The 20129-nt window shown below is 65.8% G+C and carries 17 protein-coding genes and 1 tRNA gene; 9 read left to right on the forward strand and 9 right to left on the reverse strand.

Annotated features, from left to right (window positions below):
• Positions 1–83: 83 nt before the first annotated feature.
• Positions 84–1067: a glycosyltransferase family 9 protein gene (locus Q1U94_RS09505; protein WP_300543793.1), complete on the reverse strand. Its 984-nt coding sequence runs from the start codon at positions 1065–1067 to the stop codon at positions 84–86.
• Entirely contained in the window at positions 1064–2206 is a 1143-nt protein-coding gene (locus Q1U94_RS09510; protein ID WP_300543795.1) for a glycosyltransferase family 4 protein, read from the reverse strand. Before Q1U94_RS09510 ends, Q1U94_RS09505 begins: the two co-directional genes overlap by 4 nt.
• A 444-nt stretch (positions 2207–2650) precedes the next feature.
• Between Q1U94_RS09510 and Q1U94_RS09515 the strand changes: the two genes are divergently transcribed.
• The 3 genes from Q1U94_RS09515 (at position 2651) to Q1U94_RS09525 (ending at position 5028) form a co-directional block, all read left to right on the forward strand.
• A complete protein-coding gene (locus tag Q1U94_RS09515; protein WP_300543797.1) occupies positions 2651–3454 on the forward strand; it encodes a class I SAM-dependent methyltransferase in 804 nt (267 codons plus the stop codon).
• On the forward strand, positions 3444–4277 hold the full coding sequence (locus Q1U94_RS09520) for a methyltransferase domain-containing protein (protein WP_300543799.1): 834 nt from the start codon (positions 3444–3446) through the stop codon (positions 4275–4277). The genes Q1U94_RS09515 and Q1U94_RS09520 overlap by 11 nt, the downstream gene beginning before the upstream one ends.
• A gap of 91 nt (positions 4278–4368) precedes the next feature.
• A complete protein-coding gene (locus Q1U94_RS09525; protein WP_300543801.1) occupies positions 4369–5028 on the forward strand; it encodes a tetratricopeptide repeat protein in 660 nt (219 codons plus the stop codon).
• Positions 5029–5076: 48 nt separating this feature from the next.
• On the opposite strand, the gene Q1U94_RS09530 is transcribed toward Q1U94_RS09525, so the two are convergent.
• The 5 genes from Q1U94_RS09530 to Q1U94_RS09550 all read right to left on the reverse strand — a co-directional run bounded on the left by Q1U94_RS09530 (position 5077) and on the right by Q1U94_RS09550 (position 12639).
• Positions 5077–8631, reverse strand: coding sequence for a DNA methyltransferase (locus tag Q1U94_RS09530; protein WP_300543803.1), 3555 nt, complete (start codon positions 8629–8631; stop codon positions 5077–5079).
• 147 nt (positions 8632–8778) lie between these two features.
• Positions 8779–9753, reverse strand: coding sequence for a diguanylate cyclase (locus tag Q1U94_RS09535; RefSeq protein WP_300543805.1), 975 nt, complete (start codon positions 9751–9753; stop codon positions 8779–8781).
• An 88-nt stretch (positions 9754–9841) separates the two neighbouring features.
• Complete coding sequence (gene queG, locus Q1U94_RS09540) at positions 9842–10948, reverse strand: tRNA epoxyqueuosine(34) reductase QueG (protein WP_300543807.1); 1107 nt, start codon at positions 10946–10948, stop codon at positions 9842–9844.
• 10 nt (positions 10949–10958) lie between these two features.
• Positions 10959–11636: a glutathione S-transferase family protein gene (locus tag Q1U94_RS09545; protein ID WP_300543809.1), complete on the reverse strand. Its 678-nt coding sequence runs from the start codon at positions 11634–11636 to the stop codon at positions 10959–10961.
• A gap of 31 nt (positions 11637–11667) precedes the next feature.
• Entirely contained in the window at positions 11668–12639 is a 972-nt protein-coding gene (locus tag Q1U94_RS09550; protein WP_300543811.1) for a cation diffusion facilitator family transporter, read from the reverse strand.
• Positions 12640–12814: 175 nt separating this feature from the next.
• Between Q1U94_RS09550 and Q1U94_RS09555 the strand changes: the two genes are divergently transcribed.
• Entirely contained in the window at positions 12815–13627 is an 813-nt protein-coding gene (locus tag Q1U94_RS09555; protein WP_300543814.1) for an undecaprenyl-diphosphate phosphatase, read from the forward strand.
• A gap of 29 nt (positions 13628–13656) precedes the next feature.
• Positions 13657–14523 (forward strand): CPBP family intramembrane glutamic endopeptidase, encoded by an 867-nt coding sequence (locus Q1U94_RS09560; protein ID WP_300543816.1) that lies wholly within the window; start codon positions 13657–13659, stop codon positions 14521–14523.
• Between the two features lie 3 nt (positions 14524–14526).
• Here the strand turns inward: Q1U94_RS09560 and Q1U94_RS09565 are convergent, their stop codons facing one another.
• Positions 14527–15495: a complex I NDUFA9 subunit family protein gene (locus Q1U94_RS09565; RefSeq protein WP_300543818.1), complete on the reverse strand. Its 969-nt coding sequence runs from the start codon at positions 15493–15495 to the stop codon at positions 14527–14529.
• A gap of 177 nt (positions 15496–15672) precedes the next feature.
• On the opposite strand from Q1U94_RS09565, the gene Q1U94_RS09570 reads away from it, so the two are divergent.
• Positions 15673–15759: transfer RNA gene (locus Q1U94_RS09570), tRNA-Leu, on the forward strand.
• A 145-nt stretch (positions 15760–15904) separates the two neighbouring features.
• Here Q1U94_RS09570 and Q1U94_RS09575 read toward each other — a convergent pair.
• Entirely contained in the window at positions 15905–16324 is a 420-nt protein-coding gene (locus tag Q1U94_RS09575; RefSeq protein ID WP_300543820.1) for a hypothetical protein, read from the reverse strand.
• Between the two features lie 321 nt (positions 16325–16645).
• Between Q1U94_RS09575 and Q1U94_RS09580 the strand changes: the two genes are divergently transcribed.
• From Q1U94_RS09580 to Q1U94_RS09590, 3 genes are read left to right on the forward strand one after another with little or no spacing between them, the layout of a single operon-like run.
• Entirely contained in the window at positions 16646–18166 is a 1521-nt protein-coding gene (locus tag Q1U94_RS09580; protein WP_300543822.1) for an MBOAT family O-acyltransferase, read from the forward strand.
• A 9-nt stretch (positions 18167–18175) separates the two neighbouring features.
• A complete protein-coding gene (locus Q1U94_RS09585) occupies positions 18176–19444 on the forward strand; it encodes a hypothetical protein (protein WP_300543825.1) in 1269 nt (422 codons plus the stop codon).
• A gap of 28 nt (positions 19445–19472) precedes the next feature.
• Positions 19473–20087: a ribonuclease D gene (locus Q1U94_RS09590; RefSeq protein ID WP_300543828.1), complete on the forward strand. Its 615-nt coding sequence runs from the start codon at positions 19473–19475 to the stop codon at positions 20085–20087.
• The last annotated feature ends 42 nt before the right edge of the window (positions 20088–20129 follow it).

Below are 20129 nucleotides of genomic sequence, written 5' to 3' on the forward strand. Positions count from 1 at the left end.
AGTGGGATATGCACGCACCGATTCAAGACGCCGGTGCAACGGAAATGCAACCGGACGATCGCCCGAATGCACCGCCGGGGACATCACGCCGCCGCGGGTTCGCGATCGAAACCGCCGGCGAACCGCATCGCCGCCATCGCCTCCTGGGGCGAGACCTGGGCGAGCGTGGCCGCATGCATCAACACCACCGGCTCCTCGCCGCGCGGCGCGATCAGGGCCGGATCCACGACATTGCCGTAGAGCGCCAGGGCCGGCACGCCGGAGGCGACCAGGAGATGCAGGAGCGGGGTGTCCTCGCCGAAGACGAAGCGGGCATGCCGCGCCAGACCGGCAAGCTGGGCCAGCTTGGCCTTGCCGGTCAGGTCGCGCGCGCCCGGCGTGTTGTGCGAGACATAGCGTCCGACCTCGCGCGTGTCGGGTCCGCCGATCAGGGCCGGCGTGACGCCGGCCTGCAGAAGCTCGTGCGCCAGGGCCGCCCATTTTTCCTGCGGCCAGCGCAGCGGCGCCTTCACCGTATCGCCGGCCGGTGCCAGCAGGGCGAAGGGACCGTTGAGACCGAAATATTCCGGATCGAGCATGCGCGATTTCTTGGCCAGGAAATCGACCCAGCTGGCATCCGGCGCCGGCGCCCCGCCCAGCGGGTAGTGCTGCGGCCCGGTGCCGAGAATCGCGTTGAGCCGGCCGGCCACATCGTCGACCGGGTGCTGACCGGATCGGGGATCGGCCGCGGCCTCATGCCATTTGCATTTGGAAAAGCGGAACAATCCCTTGAGCTTGCGCGAATCCGCATCGCCCACCAGATCGTAGACGCGGCTCGGCTTGTTGAGCTTGATCCGCTTGTCGCGCAGCCCCGCCAGCGGACGCGTGTCGGGCAGGGCATCGATCTCGATCGCATTGAAATAGGGACAATGCTTCAGGAAGCTCTCGAAATCCGGCGTGGTGAGCAGGATGATCCGGTCGCGCTTGTGCACGGCACGCAGCACTTTCGCCGCCGCCAGCATGCGCACGGTCGAAGCCAGATCCCCCCAATGCAGGATGTAAGTGATGTCACGCTGCGGTTCGGTCATGACGGCGAGTGTAAGACCTCGTGATAGACGCGCAAAGTCGAAGCTTGCAGGGTCGCGGTAGAAAATTCGCTTGCAATATGCGTGCGCGCCCGCTTGCCCATCTCCGCGCGACTCGCCTCCGGCAGGCTCAGCGCGCCCTCGATCGCGGCGGCCAGCGCAGCCGGGTCCCCCGGCGGCACACGCCAGCCGGTCTCGCTGTGCAGGACCACTTCGCGGGCCCCGCCATGATCGGCGGCGATCACCGGTCTTTCCATCGCCCCGGCCTCGGCGGCAGTGCGGCCGAAGGCTTCGGGCTGGTTGGACGGGGTCAGGACCAGATCGCACAGGGCCAGGGCCGCGGGCATGTCGCTGCAATGGCCGACGATCCGGACATCGCCGTCAAGCGCCCCGGCGGCAATCAGGCCTTTCAGCTCGTCGACATAGGCCGCCCGTCCCTGGGCATCGCCGGCGAGCACGAGAAGCGGCGTTTCGATCTCGCCATGACGCTTGATCTGCCCCAATGCCCGGATCGCCTCGCGCTGGCCCTTCCAGCCCGTCAGCCGCGCCGGCAGCAGCAGGAGGCGCCGGGTGCGGTCGAGCGACCAGGCCGCGGCCAGTCCGGCGACACGTCCCGCATCGACCGCCGCCGGATCGTAGCGCTGCAGGTCCACACCGCGCGGAATAACGCGCAGACGGGCTTCCGCAAACGGGTGCTCGGCCGCGACGTGATCGCGGATGAACTGCGAGTTCGCGATCACGCACTCCCCCCTGGCCATCACGGCATTGTAGCGGCGCTTCAACCCCGACCGGGCACTGTAGGTTCCGTGATAGGTCGTCACGAAATGCGCCCCGGTGCGCTCGCAGGCCCATTTCGCGCTCCAGGCGGGCGCGCGCGAGCGGGCATGCACGATATCCACGCCCTCGCGCCGGATCAGCGCGGCCAGCCGGCCGGTATTGCGCCACAGGGTGAGCGGATTCTTGCCGGCCAGCGGCAGGCGCACCAATTCCCCGCCCAGCGCGGCCAGCTCGCCCTCCAGGCGTCCGCCCTGGCTGGCGACCAGCGCCCGTCCGCCCGCCGCCACGACCGCCTCGGCGACTTCCAGCGTCGTGCGCTCGGCGCCGCCGGCATCGAGTTGGGGGATCACTTGCAGAACAATCATGAAATCAGCGGGAACCGCATGAAGGCCGGATACCGCCTCCTTGTTTCACACCTCGCCGGCGAAAACAAACCGGCAGGTCCGGCACCCCGTCCGCTGTTGCCCGCCCCCCGGAAGGATGTTACCTCCTTTGGCGCAAGGCAGGCCTCCGACGGCCACCGGCTGCGGTGTGGCTAGCCTGAGCGGTGGGTGCGGCGTGGCCCCGGTCCTGAACGGTCACCGGCGGGCACGCGTATAAACAAGAACGAACGTGCCTGCGGGTGCGGTCGGAATGCGATCGGGACCGATCGCCAGGACCCGGCCCCCGTAACCGCCGAAACCGATCAAGATGAAGATTTCGCCCGGCATGTGCCTGCATGCGGCAGGCGTGTGCGCGGGCGGAAGGGCTCAAACAGGGACGCTGAATGCGAACGGGCGAGCTGTGTCCGCTTCGCAGCGCTGACATGAATGACCGACACCTTGGTACAGGATTTTGGCAAGGACCCGATCGCCAAGCGGGAAACCGACCATTATCAGAAGGAATATATCGAAGGCTTCGTCGACAAGTGGGACGATCTGATCGACTGGGACGCCCGCGCGGAAAGCGAGGGCCGCTTTTTCATCGACATCCTCAAGGCCCGCGACAAGCACAAGGTGCTCGATGTGGCCGCCGGCACCGGCTTCCACTCGATCCAGCTCCTCAAGGCCGGTTTTGACGTCACCAGTGCCGACGGCAGCGCGGAAATGCTGGCCAAGGCGTTCGAGAACGGCCGCCGCCGCGATCTTGTCCTCAACACGGTGCACACCGACTGGCGCTGGCTGAACAAGGACGTTCACGGCAAGTTCGACGCGATCATCTGCCTGGGCAATTCCTTTACCCATCTCTTCGACGAACAGGACCGCCGCCGCACGCTGGCGGAATTCTACGCCGCGCTGAAATGGGACGGCATCCTGATCATGGATCAGCGCAACTACGACGCCATCCTGGACGGCGACTTCTCGACCAAGCACAAATATTATTATTGCGGCGACCAGGTCGTGGCCGAGCCGGAGCATGTCGATGACGGTCTGGCGCGCTTCCGCTACGCCTTCCCGGACGGGGCGGAATACCATCTGAACATGTTCCCCATCCGCAAGGCCTACATGCGCCAGCTGATGAGCGATGTCGGCTTCCAGAAGATCAAGACGTACGGGGACTTCCAGGAGACCTATCAGGAGAACGATCCCGACTTCTTCATCCATGTCGCGGAGAAACTCGAAGATGAGCGGTAAGTCGCAGGCCGTCCTTACGGCGGAATCCTATTATGACAGCGCGCCGGCCGACGCCTTCGACCGGGCGGTCTGGGGCGGCGACGACATTCATGTCGGCATGTATGCCTCGCCCGGCGAGGACATCGCCAGGGCCAGCCGGCGCACCGTTGTGACCATGGCCGACAAGCTCCAGACGATCGGGCCGGGCTCGAGGGTGATCGATCTGGGCGCCGGTTTCGGCGGCTCGGCCCGCTATCTGGCCGGGCGTTTCGGCTGTCACGTCACCTGCCTGAACCTGTCGGAGACGCAGAACGCCTTCAATCGCGAACTGACGGCGAAGGCAGGGATGAACGGCAAGATCGACGTCGTTCACGGCTCCTTCGAGGATCTGGACGATCCTGACGACAGCTATGACATCGTCTGGTCCCAGGATTCCTTCCTGCATTCGGGCGAACGGCTGAAAGTGATCGGGGAGATCGACCGCGTCCTCAAACCGGGCGGCGAGCTGATCTTCACCGACCCGATGCAGGCCGACGACTGTCCGGACGGCGTGCTGGACCACATTCTCAGGCGCATCCACCTGCAGACCTTCGGCTCGGTGGCCTTCTACAGGCACGAATTCACCAGGCGCGGTTTCGACGTCGTCGCGCTGGACGAGACGCCGATGAACCTGCGCACCCACTACAACCGCGTGCGCGAGGTGCTGATAGAGCGCCGCGAGGAAATCACCCGGCTGTCCGGCGCCGATTATGTCAACGGCATGATCGACGGGCTGAAACACTGGGTCGACGGCGCCGACAAGGGCTATCTCAACTGGGGCATCCTGCATTTCCGCAAGGGCTGACGCCCTTGTAACGCGGCACACGATGGACGCCGCCGCGCGAGGGCCCTAGCGTGGCGGCGTTTTCGTGTTTGCGAGTCTGCGAGTGATGCCCATGCGTATTCTGTCCGTCCTTCTGACGCTGGCCTGTCTCACCCCGTCCGGTTTCGCCCAGGGCGAGGCGCGCCAGGCCGAGCGCATGCGCTATCAGGCCTGTATCGCCCGGACCGGCGAGGATCCCGGCGCGGCCCTGCAGGAGGCGCAGACCTGGCGGATCGAGGGCGGCGGCTGGCCGGCGGAAGTCTGCGAGGCCCAGGCCTTCATCGCCCTGGGCGATCACGCGGTGGGCGCGGCGATCCTGGAAGAGCTGGCCGGCGAGCGGCGGCCGGGCATGGTGGCCGAGGAACGCGTCGACTTCCTCACCCTCGCCGCGGAGAGCCGCGCCGCCATCGGCGAAACCGGCCGGGCCCTGGCCAATTACGACGCCGCCCTCGCGATCGACCCCTCCGCCATCCTCACCCGCGCCGGCCGCGCCGGCCTGAACCGCGACCTGGAAGACTGGCCCGCCCTGGGCCGGGATGCCGAAGACCTCGTCCGGCGCGTCCCCGGCCTCGCCACCGGCTGGTATCTGCGCGGCGTGTTCCGGCTGGAGACCGGCGATCTGGACGGCGCCTGGGCGGACATGCAGGCCGCCCGCGAACGCGCCCCCGACCGCATAGACATCCTCGTCCTGCGCGGCCGCATCAACGAGGCCCGCCGGCTGGAAGGGGGATAGGTCCTTCGATACGCATCCATGCCCGGCTGCAGGACACCGGGCCCGCCGCTAACCGCTCACGAAATAGCGGCCGTCGGCGTCGGTTTCGGCCTGGCCGAGCGCTTCCATGACCTCCAGCATTTCTTGCACCCTGGCGATCTTGGCGCGGGTGTTCTTGCCCGCAAATCGCCGCGCAAGCATATCCGGCGCGACCGGCCCCTGGGCCGCTTCCAGCAGCTCGCGCACGATGCGCGCCTGGGCCTTGCGGTCCCTGGCCGGGAAGGCGGGCAGTTTCTCGCCGGTCTCCACGGCAGCTTCGGCCAGGGCGAGATCGCCCTGCCCGGCCCTGGCCGATTTCGGCGCAAAGCGCGGGATCTGGAAATCGGGCCGCAGCCAGCGCACATGGCCGCGTTTTTCTTCCTCATGCCGTTCCAGATTGAGCGCGACCAGGCGTTCCAGGATCGCCTCGTCGTCCAGATCCGAAGGCCAGCCATAAGCCTCGAACACGGCAGCATCGATGTCGTCGTGAATGGATTTCAGCGTGCCGACCAGGCCGGCCTCGTAGATATCCTTCTCGGCCTCGCTGAGCGGCGGCTCGTCCGCCTTGCCGGCTTCGAGCACCCGCACGCGTTCGAGCACATTGTAGAGCTTCGTCATGGTGAGGAAGCCGTGCTTGTCCAGCACCGCCTTGCGATGCGCATCGAGCCGTTCGCCCAGATCGTCGAGGCGGGCTTTGAGGGCGGGCTTGTCTGTGAGGTCGGGGAAGGGGAAGGGGTCGAAGCAGCGAGACTTCGCGTATACAGAGTCGTTTCCTACGCCCAACCACGAACCTGCTCGCTTTGACCAGAGTACATGAACATAGCTCGACGCGATCGCGAGAATCCCATCCGAAGACGTTGCGATACAAACAAGCTTGTTGTCTGGTAGGGCATCAGTTGGAAGCTTTTGAAACATCCTGTGCTTTGATGTTTCAGCGGTTGCAATCACACCATCGATCCCGTCGAGCGCCTCTCTGAAAGAAGGAATGTTTTCTCCAAAGAGCCACCAATTTTCCCGCCGATACTCTCGACGGTTGGTGCGCCTTTCGGGCCAGACCTCATCCTTAAGGTGTTGATATGCCGATGGGTAGCGAGTCCTTAGCGTATCTTCATCAAGACCAAAGGTGTCCAGAACGAAAACCCCACGGCGGCGCGCATTCAGGTCGCGACCATTCAAATAGGGACGCACAATTTTCAAACTTGGATCTTCTGATTCACGCCAGCCCTCAACAAATTCCGCCCCGAGGATGAAACCGCTACCGTGAAGCACAACTCCTCGGCCAGCCAGCCCTTCGTTGGACTTGAGCGCCGCTGATGAGCTTATCGCTGCGCCGATTTTGAGGTTGGGCCCGACCAGCCCCGTCCTCGCCGCCAGCCTGACCTCCGGCTGATCCGTATTCAGCCCGCTTTCCTCGACCACTTCCGCCAGCACGCCATCACGTTCCTCGCCCGGGGCGGCGACGGTCATGGCAATGCGCACGGCGGCCTTGTCGGCGCTTTTCATCCAGGGGTGATCGGGAATGGCATAGACCAGCGAGAGCGGCGGCTTGCCGGAGAGCGCCTTTTCGATCACGCGGCGATTTAAGGTCTGGCGGATGGAATTGGTGGTGATGAAGCCGAACCGGCGCGGCCGTCCGCCGCCGCCCTTTTTCGCACCCGCTGCCACGCGCCTGGCTGCCTGGTTCCACCAGTACATGACAAAATCAGCGGATTTCGGCATGTCTTTGTGGGCACGCCACAGGGCTTCGGCATACCCGTCGCCCAGCTCGGCCCGCAAATCCTTGCCGCCAATAAACGGTGGATTCCCCACGATGAAATCCGCGTCGGGCCAGTCCGCAGGTTTCGGGTCCGAATAGTCATAGATTTCCCGCCGCGCGCCTTCGTCCGGCACGTCCTCGCCGGTGACGGGGTGGGGCTTCATCGTCTCGCCATCCCAGCGGGTGACGGGCTTGCCCTCTTCGTCCCGCCGCAGGGTATTCGCGGCATAGTCCAGCACCGCATCGCGGCATTCGATATTGTGGAAATCGCGCAGCACCGGGTCGACCACCACGTCCTGGCCGCCGGTCTTCAATTGCCATTTGATATAGCCGATCCACAGGACCAGCTCGGCAATCGCCGCGGCGCGGGGATTGAGCTCGATGCCCAGAAACTGGTGTGGATCGACCGTGTGGCCCTGGAATTCCAGTGTCGCCTCGCCGCCCAGCTCGGTGATGAAATCCACCACATCGCCTTCCAGCCGTTTCATCATCTCCATGGCGACATAGAGGAAATTGCCCGTGCCGCAGGCGGGGTCGAGCACGCGGATCCCGCACAATTGCTCGTGGAAGCGGCGGGCGGCGCGGCGCGCCTCCTCGTTCTTGCCGTCCTCGATGAGACCCTGGCATTCCACCTGAACATCGCGCCAGTCCTCGCGCAGGGGCTCGATAATGGTGGGCGTGACGAGGCGTTCCACATAGGCGCGCGGCGTATAGTGGGCGCCCAGCTTGTGGCGCTCCTTTTTATCCAGCGCCTGTTCCAGCAGCGTGCCGAAGATCGCCGGTTCCACATCGCGCCAGTCGCGCCGGGCGGCAATGGTCAGCTCGGCGATCATCTCCGCCGTCAGCGGCAGGGCCTTGGCGTGCCGGAACAGGCCGCCATTGAACTTGCGCACCGGTTCGCGGATCCAGGCATTCAGCGCGGAACCGGTATTCATGTCGCTCCAGAGCTGTTCCAGCGCCAGATGCGCCTTGTCGGGCATGCCCTGCAGCTCTTCCAGCATGCGGGTGAAACTGTCCTTCTTCAGGAGTTCCACATCCTCGGCGAACATGGTGAAGAGGCAGCGCATGAGGAACATCGCCACCGTCTCGGCGTCGTGTTTCTGCTTTTCCAGATCGCGGGCGATGACGGCGAGACGGGCGGCGATATCGCGCGTGACCTCGGCCGAGCGTTTCGCCGGGTCCAGATCGTGCGGTGCCTGCCAGATCGCACGCAGCCGGTCGCGCACGGTCTGGCGGTGCAGATCCTCCAGCAGGATGCGGAAACCGCGCCGGTCCGGGAAGTGGGCGTAATTCTTTCCCTGGCCGGAAAAGTCGGCATAGATCTCGAAGCAGTAGCCGACATCGCAGACGATCAGGAAGGGCGGCCAGCCATGTTCGGGCGGCAGGTCCCTGGCATAGCCCTCGGCCTGTTCGCGCGCCTTGCGCATGGCGGTGACCCAGGCATTGGTGCCGCGCCTGGCGGTGCCCAGCTTCCGGTCGCCCGCTTCCAGCCCGTGCAGCTCCTTCTGGGCGGCGTCAGCCCTGGCCTTGCCCGCCTTGGCACTCTGCTTGGCCTCCAGCACGAAGCAGCCGCGCTTGTAGAGGTCGATGAAACGGGTGGATGTGTGCCCGTCTGCATGATTGCGCGTGACCGAGCGCTCATAGACATAATCGTTGAGATAATTCGCTTCGGCGACCGGGTCGGGATGCTTCAGCTCCAACAGGTCGCACAGCTCGTTCAGGAAGGACTGGGTGTTCGAACGCTCGGCGCCGCCGGACTTTTGCCAACGCGCAATGAAGGCGTCGATCATCGCCTTCGATACGCCATCATCCGCCTCACCGTCGCCCATGTGATGCCCGGCTCCCCTCGGTAACGGGCTGAACCCTATCCAGTTTCGGCGGCAGCGGGCAATGTGGGATTGTACGGATGCGCTCCAATCGGCAGATCCCGCACAGCGCCGGCGCACTTGCCGGGAGCAACCGGGCCCGTTTTACGGTTATCCCGCCGCGAATTTCGGGCCGTTGCCCGTGCCCGCGCAGACGACCCGGTTGCGGCCGCCGGCCTTGGCAGCGTAGAGGGCCTCGTCGGCGGACTGGAGCAGGCTGTCGGCCGTGTCCAGCCGGTCGGGCGTGGTGGCGGCGATGCCCAGGCTGGCGGTGACCGGGATGCGTCCGCCCTGCCCGTCGGCAATGACCAGCGCCTCGATCGCCTTGCGGATGCGTTCGGCGGCGTCGCGGGCCGGCTCGCGGCGGGCGCCGGGCAGGACGACGGCGAATTCCTCGCCGCCCAGGCGGCCCAGCATGTCGCGTTCGCGCAGGCAGGCCTGGACGGTGCGCACCGTCCGGACCAGCACCTCATCGCCCTTGGCATGGCCGTAATTGTCGTTGGTGCGCTTGAAATGGTCGAGGTCGACCATCACCACGCAGACCGGTTCGTCGGACCGCCGGGCCTTGTCCAGCTGGGCCTCGAGATAGTGCATGAAGGCGCGCCGGTTGGCGGCGCCGGTCAGGGCGTCGGTCTCGGCCATGCGGCGGAACTGTTTCTGCATGCGCACCAGGCGCGAGGCGGCGCGCAGGCGGGCGCGCAGCTCGGTCATGTTCACCGGTTTGCGGATGAAGTCGTCGGCCCCGGCATCGAGGGATTCCTCCAGCCGTTTTTCCTGGCCCGAGGCGGTGACCACGATGGTGTAGACGGTCTCGGTCTCCGAATGCGATTTCAGCGACCAGCAGGCCTCCAGGCCGCTGGTCGTGCCCACCTCGATGCCGGTGAGAAAAATGTCGATGGGGATGAGATTCATCAGCTGCAGCGCATCGTCTGCGCAACTCGCCGTGTGGACCTCGTAGCCGGCCTCGCGCACCGCCTCGCTGAGAATGCGCAGCTGGACCTGGCTGTGCTCGCAGACCAGCACGGAAATCCGCGCATCCCGCTCGCGATGCGCCCCGTGGGTTGCAGACGTGCCGTCACCTGTCATCGAACGCACTCCCGTCGCGCTGGCCTCGTTCCAAGCCTGAAGGGCTAGAGGAATTTCGCTAACAACATCTCAACTCTACGTATGAGTTTTATGCAGCCCTCACCCACTCCGCGATCACGCCGGGATCGGCCTCGCCGGCCAGGCGCCGGACCGCTTCGCGCCGGGCCGCCTGCGGGTCGAGCCGCATCAGCGCCCACACCGCCATGCCGCGCACCAGCGGCGAGGCATCGTCCAGGCGGGCCAGGGCCACCGGCACGAGGTCCCGGTCCTGTGAATTGCCGATCGCGATCATGACATTGCGCACAAGGCGGTCGCGCCCGATCCGCTTGACGGGAGAGGCCGTGAAGACCTGCCGGAAACCGGCATCGTCCAGCGCCGCCAGTTCGGCCAGGAGCGGCCCCTTCAGTTCGGGCCGCGGATGGAAGGCGGCCTCCTTTGCCACCGCGGCGAACTTGTTCCACGGGCACACCGCCAGGCAGTCGTCGCAGCCATAGATGCGATTGCCCATGGGGGCACGGAACTCCTCCGGGATCGGCCCCTTGTGCTCGATGGTGAGATAGGAAATGCAGCGCCGGGCATCAAGCCTGTAGGGCGCGGGGAAGGCATCGGTCGGACAGATGTCCAGACAGGCCCGGCAGGAGCCGCAATGATCCGTCTCGGGCGGATCGGGCACGAGGTCCGCCGTGGTCAGCATGACGCCGAGGAACAGCCAGGAGCCGTAGTCCCGGCTGACCAGATTGGTGTGCTTGCCCTGCCAGCCCATCCCTGCCTTGCCGGCCAGCGGCTTCTCCATCAGCGGCGCGGTGTCGACGAAGACTTTCACGTCCTCGCCCGTCGCTTCCGCGAAGGCGCGGGCGAGCCGCTTCAGCCGCTTCTTCATCAGGTCGTGATAGTCGGCATTTTGCGCATAGACCGAGATCACGCCCTCGGATTTGCGCTCCAGGAGGGATAAGGGATCGATACCGGGGCCGTAATTCATCGCAACGACCACTGCAGAGCGCGCATCTGGCCACATGTTCACCGGGTGCCGGCGCCGCGCGAGCGTCTCCTCCATCCACGCCATCGTGCCATGCATGCCCGCACCCACGAACGCCGCCAGCCGCTCCCCGGCCGCCCAGGCCTCGTCGGCGCGGCAGATGCGGGCGCCGGTGAAACCGGCAGCCCGCGCGTGCTCTTTCAGCGCTTCGCTATCCATGGTGCGGCTCTTAAAAATCCAAGTCCGCATAATGCCTTGAAGGCGGGGTGCCGGGCAATTTGTCGCTCAGCAGGCCGCGGAAGGCGGGACGGCACTTGACGCGCTGATACCAGTGCTTGACCGGTTCGAACTCGTCCCAGGGCACATCGCCCAGATAGTCGGCACAGGACAGGTGCGCGGCCGCGGCGATGTCGGCAAGCGTGTAGCGCGGCCCGGCCAGGCCGTCGCGGGTTTCCAGAAGCCAGGCCATGTGATCGAGATGCCAGCGCAGGTGCTCGCGTCCGGCGCGGATCGCGGCGGGATCGGGCGAGCCGAGCCCCTGGGCGCGCTTTTCCAGTTTCTCGTGAAGGAGATAGGCGTTGACCTCGCCATCATACTTGCGATCGAACCAGTCCATCAGCCGGCGCGCCTCGGCGCGCTCAGCCGGACCGCCGGGCAGGAGGCAGGGATTGGGCGTGGTCTCTTCGAGATACTCCATGATCGCCCGGCATTCGACCACGACCCGGCGGCCGCCGCCGGATTCGTCGACCAGTACCGGCGTCGTGCCCGCCGGGTTGAGCGACAGGAGATCGTCCGGCCGTTCCCAGGGAACTTCCAGCTGAAGATCGTGCCGCAGCGATTTCTCCTCGAGGGCCAGCCGGACCTGCCGTGAAAACGGGTCGAGCGGCCAGAAGTGCAAGATGCGCATGGGCCGACGCTAACCTGTTTTTGCGCCGGGACTAAGGGGCATCGCTCTCGCCCTCCGGACGGAAGAACTCCGCCCCGTGCGGCTCGGCCGCACCATGGGGATCGGCGTGGATGATGATGTCGGCGGCCGGATAGGCCGTCATGATCCGGTTCTCGCAATCGACCAGGATGGCATGCGCCTCGCGCAGGCTGATCTCCGGCGGCAGCGCCATGTGGAACTGGATGTGCAGGAGCGGGCCGGCCGCGCGGGTGCGCAACTGGTGCACATTGATGATGCGCGGATCGTCCTCGGCGATCGCCTGGATGCGGGCACGCTCCTCGTCGGGCAGTTCGCGGTCCATCAACTGGTCGCCGGCACCCCGCGCCACCTCCCAGGCAGTCCAGCCCAGCCAGGCCGCCACGGCCAGCGCCGCCGCCGCGTCCAGCCAGGGCAAGCCGAGAAACGTGGCGCCGGCGATGCCGGCAATAACGGCCAGGTTCGAGGCCAGGTCGGACAGGTAGTGAGCCCTGTCGCCTTCCACCGCGACAGAACCTGTCTTGTCCAGCGCCCGCGTCTGGATCCAGATCAGCCCCAGCGTCAGCGCGATCGACAGCCCCATCACGCCCAATGCCCAGCCGGATGCCCGGATGGCGACGGGAGTGATGATGTGGGAAATGCCTTCGCGCAACAGCAAGGCGGCCGAGGCTGCCACCAGGATGGCCTGGAAGATGCCTGCAAAGGCTTCGGCCTTGCCATGTCCGAACCGGTGTTCGGCATCGGCCGGCACGGCGGCATAGCGGACCGAGAAATAGACGGTCAGCGAAGCGGTCAGGTCCAGCAGGCTGTCAGCCGCCGAGGCCAGCAGCGCCACCGATCCGGACATCCACCAGACCACGGCCTTGGTGAGGGTGAGGATCACCGCCACCGCCACGGATGCCGCGGTCGCCTGGCCGGTATGGCTCAGCGCCTCCTTCGGGGCGAGGCGGCCGGGACCGCCGGATGAAGCTGCGTGATCGTGGGGCATGGCTGTCGTGTCCTCCGGACGAGGCTTTAGGGCGCCGCGGCCTGCGACGTCAATTGCGCGCCCGCAACCGGGCTGGCACCGTCCCGGGATCGATACGCCGCTCCTTCCTTACACGCTGGCCAAGCTGGAGGAACTGGCCGAGTATGCCGTCCACAGTGCCGGGGAAAAGAGCGCCATGTCACTCATTCATCTCGTTGTTCTCGCCCTCGTCCAGGGCATAACCGAGTTTTTGCCGATCTCCTCCTCGGCCCACCTCATCCTGGCCCCCGGCGTGCTGGGCGTGACCGACCAGGGTCCGCTGATCGATGTGATGGCTCATGCCGGCTCGCTGGTGGCGGTGCTGGTCTATTTCCATCGCGATATTGCCGAGGTGACGACGGGCAAGCTGGCGCTGCTGACCGGAAAAGTCACGCCCGGCGGCCGCCTTGCCCTGCTGGTTGCGATCTCCATGCCACCGGTCTTCATCGTGGCGGGCGGGCTCTACGTCTTCGACCTCGCCGGCGTCCTGCGCTCGCCGGCGGTGATAGCCGCCTCGACCCTCGTCTTTGCCCTGCCGCTCTGGCTGGCCGACAAGTACGGACCGCAGGTAAAGACGACCGAGACGCTCAGCTACCGCGATGCGGCGCTGATCGGTGTCGCCCAGCTGTTCGCCCTTGTTCCAGGCGCCTCGCGCTCGGGCGTGACGATGACGGCCGGCCGCGCCCTGGGCCTGAAGCGCTCGGAAAGCGCGCGCTTTTCCATGCTGATGGCGATCCCGGTCATCGCTGCCTTCGGTCTGGTGTCAGGTATCCAGCTGGCGCGCAGTGGTTCTGCCGGCGGGGCCGGGCTGACCGACGGGCTGGTCGTGGCGGGCCTGTCCTTCCTCGCCGCCTGGCTGGCGATTGCAGCCCTGATGAAACTGGTCGACCGGGTCGGCTTCCTGCCCTTCGTGCTCTACCGTCTCGCCCTGGGCGGGGGCCTTGTCGTGCTGCTTGTGCTCGAGGTCTGAATACAAGTCGGCCACCAAGGAGGGATGCCATGCGCGCCATCGGACTGTTTCTGCTCGTCGCTTTCGGCTTCAGCTGGGCCATTGCCGCCTGGCTGCACAATCAGGGCGGGCTCGCAGACGCCGGTCCCCTGGCCGGCCTCTACCTGACGGCCTTCATGTTCGGCCCGGCCCTCGGTGCACTGGCCGCTGCCCTGATCTTCGACCGCGGACGCGTGTTTTCCGCCCTGGGCTTCAGACCGGGACGGACCGGGCCCGTGATTGTCTGGCTGATCTGGGGTTGGCTTCTGCCGGTCGTGCTTGCCGCACTGGCGAGCCTTCTTACCCTGGCCCTCACCGGGGCCGAGCCGGCCAATGCCGCAGCCGCACTGGCCCGGAGCGTCGAGGCGGCGGGCCAGGAATTGCCCATGCCGGCGCAAACCCTGTTGACGATACAGCTGGCGATCGGCCTGCCTGTGGGCATCCTGGTCAACACCATTCTTCTGACGATCAGCGAGGAATTGGGATGGCGCGGCTGGCTGCAACCGCGCCTCGCACCGCTCGGCTTCTGGCCGGCGGCTATTGTCAGCGGGGTTATCTGGGGCGTGTGGCACGCCCCGATCATCCTGATGGGCTATAATTATCCGGGTCTGGGCTGGACCGGCGTCGCCGCCATGACAGCCCTCACCATACTCCTGACACCCTATCTTGCCCTGCTGCGCGAACGCGGCGGCGGCGTCTATGCGGCGGGCGCCTTCCACGGCTCGCTGAACGCCGTGGCCGGCGTGGCGATCCTGTTCCTGCCAGAGCCGGGCTGGCCCTGGAACGGATTGCTGGGTCTGGGCGGCCTTGCCGTGCTCGCTGCAGGCTGGATTCCGGTCGCGCTTTACCGGGCGGTCCGCAAACCCGCCGCTGCCTGAACCCTAGTCGGCGTGGCGTTCGTGGAACTGGCCGTAGCGGCGATAGCGTACCAGGTATGACGGCACGATGGATTCGACCGTCTCGGCTTCCACGCCCAGATCGGCCAGCGTCCGGGCATCTTCGGCCACGACATTGTCGCGCCTGAGCTGGATCAGCTGGTCGCGGGTGATGACCGGTTGCACGAAGGGCAGCGCGGCCGCCATTTCCGACAGCATGGCGATCACCGACCCGATCGCCCACGGCACCGGCAGAAGCAGGCGCGGCCTGTCGATCTCGCGCAGGATGAAGCGCATCAGATCGGCGAAGGTGTAGATGCCCGGCCCGCCCAGCTCGTAGGTCTGCCCCGCCGTGTCCTCGCGCTCGAAGGCCGCCAGCACCGCTTCGGCAACATCGCCTGCGAAAACCGGCTGGAAGCGTGTCTTGCCGCCGCCGAACAGGGGCAGGGCCGGCACCCAGCGGGCCATGCCGGCAAACATGTTGAAAAAGCCGTCATCCGTACCGAACACGATGGAAGGCCGCAGCACGGTGGCACTGGGCAGGGCGTCGCGCACGAACGCCTCGCCTTCCGCCTTGGTGCGAGCATAACGCGAGGGGCTGCCGGCATCCGCACCGATAGCGGAGATGTGAACGAATTTCGAAACCCCCGCCGCGGCGGCGGCCTCGGCCACCGTCCTGGCGCCCTGGGCATGCAGGCGAGTGAAGGTCTGGCGGCCGCTCTCATTGAGCACACCGACCAGGTTGACCACACCGCTGGCACCGTCAAGTGCCCGTTCCACCGAAGCCGGCACGCGCAGATTGGCCTGCACAAGCTGAACCTGGCCGACCACGCCCATCACCCGCAGATCCTGTGCGATATGCGGCCGGCGCGAGGCGACACGAACGCGATAGCCGGCTTTCGCCAGGGCCCGGACGACATGGCGGCCGACAAAGCCGGATCCGCCGAACACGGTGATGATTTCGTCTCGCAGCATGGTCTTCCCTCGGGAATTCTCGATCCGCGCCCGGATAGACCAAAAAACCGCACGCCTGTCCATGAGGCATTGCGCCTCGCGCCCGCCGGGCACACGGGAATGAATAATACAGCCCCGCGTGCAACGCGCCCGTTGACACAAACCCGGACCGGCTTTACCTAGCGCGCCTCCACACCTGCCCAGGTGGCGGAATTGGTAGACGCGCTGGCTTCAGGTGCCAGTGGCCGCAAGGCCGTGGAAGTTCGAGTCTTCTCCTGGGCACCATTCCCCCTCGATTCCGAGCCCGCCCCTCGCCTCTGAAGGCGAGCGTCCCTGCATTGCGCAAAAAGCGACGCGCGGCAGGTGTCGGGCCTGCCGGGCGTCGGGTTACCTGTATGTGCTTCGTACAGGTTGGGGGTCCTGCCGGTTCCTACGAACCGGTCACGGCCGGGCTCGTGCGGGTGATCTGGAAGCTGCCGCTCTGGCCAGGCCGGAGATAGGCGCGGCAGAATCCGGCCTCGGTGATGGCGAAGGGGCAATTGAAGCCCGTGTGCTCGACCGTCATGGTCAGGCGAAGCTCGCCCTGGTCCGGGACATTGTAGGAGCACAGGCCGCCGGTCACGTCGCCGATGGCGAAACGGCCATTGTCGTGCAGGCCGCGGCCGCGTTCACGGCTTTCGATGACATCGCCATCGTCCTGGGTGAGGCGGCACGAGACCTCCCAGCCGCGCTGGCCGAGCATTTCGAGCACAAACGCATCGCTGCCGCGAGGCGTCTGGGCGGTGGACTGTCCGACGAGGGCGAGAGCGCCAGCGAGGGAAGCAGCGATCATCATGGTATGTTTTTTCATGACTTCTCCTCCTGCGAGAAACTGAAGCGGAACGTTGTATGACACCAATGTTACAAACCTGAAGCCGGTTGTAAAGTCAGTACACGGACGTTTCGGGATTTCGCGCAACAGGCTTCATGCATTAGTTTTTCAACGGCCTTTTCCCAATGTTTCGAGATTTTACGTTGTTAATACCGCATTAATTACCGCTTTGTGACACCAGTTTGTCACAAAACGCGTCCGGATATCCCCACCGCGGCGACAGGCCGAAGACCGCGTGCAGGCCCGCCTTGCCGCTGAGAGGCGGGGCGGCTAGCGTCCTGCAGTCTTGCGGGGCCGGGCATGATCTTCAATTCCTTCGAATTCCTGTTTCTTTTTCTGCCCGGCGTGCTGCTCGCCTACTATCTGGCACGGCGTCATCTCGGTCACTGGACCGCGCTGAGCCTGCTCGCCGGGGCCAGCTTCTTCTTCTACGCCTGGTGGGACGTGTCGCGCGCGCCCTGGCACGAACTGACCGGCTGGAATGTCGAGAGCCTCGTCCGGACACTCTGGTTCGTTCGCCATGTCCTCCTGCTGCTGGGGTCGGTGATCACGAACCACGTGGTGGCGCGGCTGATGCGGCGCTGGGGCAATCAGCCGCTGCTGGCAGTCGGCATCATCTTCAACCTGTCCCTGTTGGGCTTCTTCAAATATGCCGATTTCCTGGCGAGCAATATTAATGCGCTGACAGGGCTGGACCTGCCGGAACTCGGGCTGGGCCTGCCGCTGGCGATCTCCTTCTTCTCCTTCCAGCAAATCTCCTATCTGGTCGATGTCGCCCGCCGGAAAACGAATCCGGGCCACTTCTTCGCGCATGCCCTGTTCGTCAGCTTCTTCCCGCACATCGTCGCCGGCCCGCTGATCCAGCACCACCAGATCGCCTCGCAGTTCAATGACACAAAGCGCAAGGACGATTTGTGGGACAATCTGGGCGTCGGCCTGTCGATCTTCGCAGTCGGCCTGGGCAAGAAGGTCTTGATCGCGGAAAGCATCGAGCCCTACGCCTCGTCCCTCTTCGCCATGGCCGAGCGCGGCGACACGCCGGGCCTTGTCGCAGCCTGGGTCGGCGCGACGGCCTATGCATTGCAGATCTTCTTCGATTTTTCCGGCTATTCGGACATGGCGCTGGGTCTGGCCCGGTGTCTGGGCTTCCGTCTGCCGGTGAATTTCAACGGGCCCTACAAGTCGGCCTCGGTCGTGGAATTCTGGCGGCGCTGGCACATCACGCTGAGCCATTTCCTGCGTGACCATCTCTACATCGCCCTGGGCGGGAACCGGAAAGGCGAGATCCGGCGCTATGTGAACCTGTTCGCCACCATGCTGCTGGGCGGGCTCTGGCACGGCGCGGCCTGGACCTTCGTGATCTGGGGCGGGCTGCACGGGCTGGGTCTGACGGTAAACCACTTCTGGGAAAAGTGGGGACCGAAAGGCTGGTTCGACGGGCGGCGCAAGGTGATTGCGGTGGGCCTGACCTTTGCCTTCACCACCGTCGCCTGGGTCTTTTTCCGGGCCGAGAGTTTTGCCGGCGCCGGCCGCGTCCTGACCGGCATGTCCGGATTTGCCGGGCTGGGCCTGGAGGGTGTGTCCAGCGAAGCCTTGGCCTGGGTGGTCTTCGGCCTGATCCTGGTCTGGTCGCTGCCGGATACGCCGGAGGCCTTTTCCGAGGTGATCGACGAACAAACGCTCAACGACGCCCAGATCCGGCCGAGACCCGGCCTGCGCTGGCGCTTCTCGCGCGGCACGGCAATCGCCGCGGCCGCCCTGCTCTTCCTGTCGGTGCTGAACGCCTGGAAGACGTCCGAATTCATTTACTACACCTTCTAGGGATCCGGCATGGCCCGCTACGCCTCGACATTGCTGATCGCCCTGATTGCCGGCCTCGCCCTGTTCGCAGGTTTCAATGCGCTCGTCGATCCGTTCGGGGTGACCGGAGCGCCCGGCATTCCCGGTCTGACCGAGCGTGATACGCGGCTTCTGGACGATGGCGGACGGGTGCACGTTGCCGACCGGCTGGCCCGCGGCGGCGATGGGTCGATCCTATTGGGATCCTCACGAACGGTCGACGGCTTTCCCCACGATCCCGCCGGCTGGCCGGGCGGGATCTACAATGCGGGCATGCGCGGGACGAATATTTTCGAGCTCGGCCAGGCGATGGCGCTCGCGGCCCGGAATCCGGAGCTGCACTGTGTCGTGATCGGGCTCGATCTCGATGAATTCGGCACCCATTCCAAGGCCAAGGCGACCTATTGGCTGTCGGCCCTGACCGACGGGCGCACCTGGCTGTCACTGGCCCGCGTCTCGTTGTCGCCGAACACGTTTGGCGCCTCGGTGCAGCTGATTGCCGACAATCTTACCGGCGGCGAACCGCGTGTGCCTTGGGCCGACACCTACGAGGCCGGCACCCAGCGCCAGCGCTATGAGGACGGGATCCGCGGCATCTACCGCTGGTATCTGGGTTATCGCTTCGATCCGGAACGCCTGGCGATGTTCGAGACGGTGGTGAACGCACTGACGGCCCAGGGCGTCCAGGTGACCGGTTTCGTGCATCCGCTGCATGCCTGGCGGGAGGAGGCGATGGTCCGCGCCGGGCGGGTGGAGGATTATGTCGCCTTCCGCGAGGATCTGGCGGACGTGTTCGCGCGCTATGCAGACCGGGCGGCTTCAGACGCGTGCGTGCCCGGCGGCGCGGCGGTGCTGTGGGATTTTTCCGGCTTCCAGCCCTTCGCATCCCTGCCCGCGCCGGCCACTGGCCAGACAGCAGCACACCCCGCCTTCTACGAACCCTCGCACTATCTGCCGCATATCGGTCAGGCCATGCTGGAACGCATGCTGCTGGAACGCACAGCCTCGCCGTATGGCAGCGCGCCGTTCGGCGTCCCGCTGACGCCGCAAACGGCCGAAGAGACGGCCGCAGCCATGCTGGAACGGCGCGCCGCCTGGCTGGCCACGCCCGATGGTGCGGCGGTCACAGCCATCCTCGACGCGGTCGCCGCAGGCGATCCGGCACCCGAGGCCCAGACGCCGCAATATCTCAACCGCGACGACCTGCGCAGCCTGGCCGCCAAGCTCGACGCCATTGCACCCGCCGCCGCCCGGCGCTAGGACGCCACGACACAGTAAGGACAGCCAAATGACCGTGCACTATCACAAGGGCGATCTTCCCGCCGGACTGGATCTGGGACCGGCGGTTGCCGTGGATACCGAGACGATGGGCCTGTCGCTGACGCGCGACCAGCTCTGCGTGGTCCAGCTGTCCGCCGGCGATGGCGATGCCCATGTGGTGCAGATGGACCGGTCCTCCTATGACTGTCCCAGTCTGAAGGCGCTGCTCTCCGATCCCAAGACCGAGAAAATTCTCCATTTCGCCCGCTTCGACGTGGCCATGGTGGAGAAATATCTCGGCGTCACCCTGGCGCCGGTCTTTTGCACCAAGATCGCGTCGAAACTCTGCCGCACCTATACCGACCGGCACGGCCTCAAGGACGTGACCCGCGAGCTGATCGGCGTGGACATGAACAAGCAGCAGCAGAGCTCGGACTGGGGCGCGGCCGAGCTGTCCCCGGCCCAGCTGGAATACGCCGCCTCCGACGTGCTGCACCTGCATGCCCTGCGCGACAAGCTGACGGAAATGCTGGAACGCGAGGGCCGCATGGAGATGGCGCGCGCCTGTTTCGATTTCCTGCCGATACGGGCCCAGCTCGATCTGGCGGGCTGGCCGGAAGCCGACATTTTCGCGCACTCCTGACAGGGATTACCTTGAATCTGCCCGCAAAGACTGGTCTTTGTC

It is taken from the genome of Maricaulis sp. (assembly GCF_030149515.1).
Taxonomy (GTDB): domain Bacteria; phylum Pseudomonadota; class Alphaproteobacteria; order Caulobacterales; family Maricaulaceae; genus Maricaulis.

Bases quoted from the DNA above. Each gene is read 5' to 3' on its own strand.
- Q1U94_RS09505 (WP_300543793.1), bottom strand. From the start codon at position 1,067: ATGACCGAACCGCAGCGTGACATCACTTACATCCTGCATTGGGGGGAT.
- Q1U94_RS09510 (WP_300543795.1), bottom strand. From the start codon at position 2,206: ATGATTGTTCTGCAAGTGATCCCCCAACTCGATGCCGGCGGCGCCGAG.
- Q1U94_RS09515 (WP_300543797.1), top strand. From the start codon at position 2,651: ATGACCGACACCTTGGTACAGGATTTTGGCAAGGACCCGATCGCCAAG.
- Q1U94_RS09520 (WP_300543799.1), top strand. From the start codon at position 3,444: ATGAGCGGTAAGTCGCAGGCCGTCCTTACGGCGGAATCCTATTATGAC.
- Q1U94_RS09525 (WP_300543801.1), top strand. From the start codon at position 4,369: ATGCGTATTCTGTCCGTCCTTCTGACGCTGGCCTGTCTCACCCCGTCC.
- Q1U94_RS09530 (WP_300543803.1), bottom strand. From the start codon at position 8,631: ATGGGCGACGGTGAGGCGGATGATGGCGTATCGAAGGCGATGATCGAC.
- Q1U94_RS09535 (WP_300543805.1), bottom strand. From the start codon at position 9,753: ATGACAGGTGACGGCACGTCTGCAACCCACGGGGCGCATCGCGAGCGG.
- queG (WP_300543807.1), bottom strand. From the start codon at position 10,948: ATGGATAGCGAAGCGCTGAAAGAGCACGCGCGGGCTGCCGGTTTCACC.
- Q1U94_RS09545 (WP_300543809.1), bottom strand. From the start codon at position 11,636: ATGCGCATCTTGCACTTCTGGCCGCTCGACCCGTTTTCACGGCAGGTC.
- Q1U94_RS09550 (WP_300543811.1), bottom strand. From the start codon at position 12,639: ATGCCCCACGATCACGCAGCTTCATCCGGCGGTCCCGGCCGCCTCGCC.
- Q1U94_RS09555 (WP_300543814.1), top strand. From the start codon at position 12,815: ATGTCACTCATTCATCTCGTTGTTCTCGCCCTCGTCCAGGGCATAACC.
- Q1U94_RS09560 (WP_300543816.1), top strand. From the start codon at position 13,657: ATGCGCGCCATCGGACTGTTTCTGCTCGTCGCTTTCGGCTTCAGCTGG.
- Q1U94_RS09565 (WP_300543818.1), bottom strand. From the start codon at position 15,495: ATGCTGCGAGACGAAATCATCACCGTGTTCGGCGGATCCGGCTTTGTC.
- Q1U94_RS09575 (WP_300543820.1), bottom strand. From the start codon at position 16,324: ATGAAAAAACATACCATGATGATCGCTGCTTCCCTCGCTGGCGCTCTC.
- Q1U94_RS09580 (WP_300543822.1), top strand. From the start codon at position 16,646: ATGATCTTCAATTCCTTCGAATTCCTGTTTCTTTTTCTGCCCGGCGTG.
- Q1U94_RS09585 (WP_300543825.1), top strand. From the start codon at position 18,176: ATGGCCCGCTACGCCTCGACATTGCTGATCGCCCTGATTGCCGGCCTC.
- Q1U94_RS09590 (WP_300543828.1), top strand. From the start codon at position 19,473: ATGACCGTGCACTATCACAAGGGCGATCTTCCCGCCGGACTGGATCTG.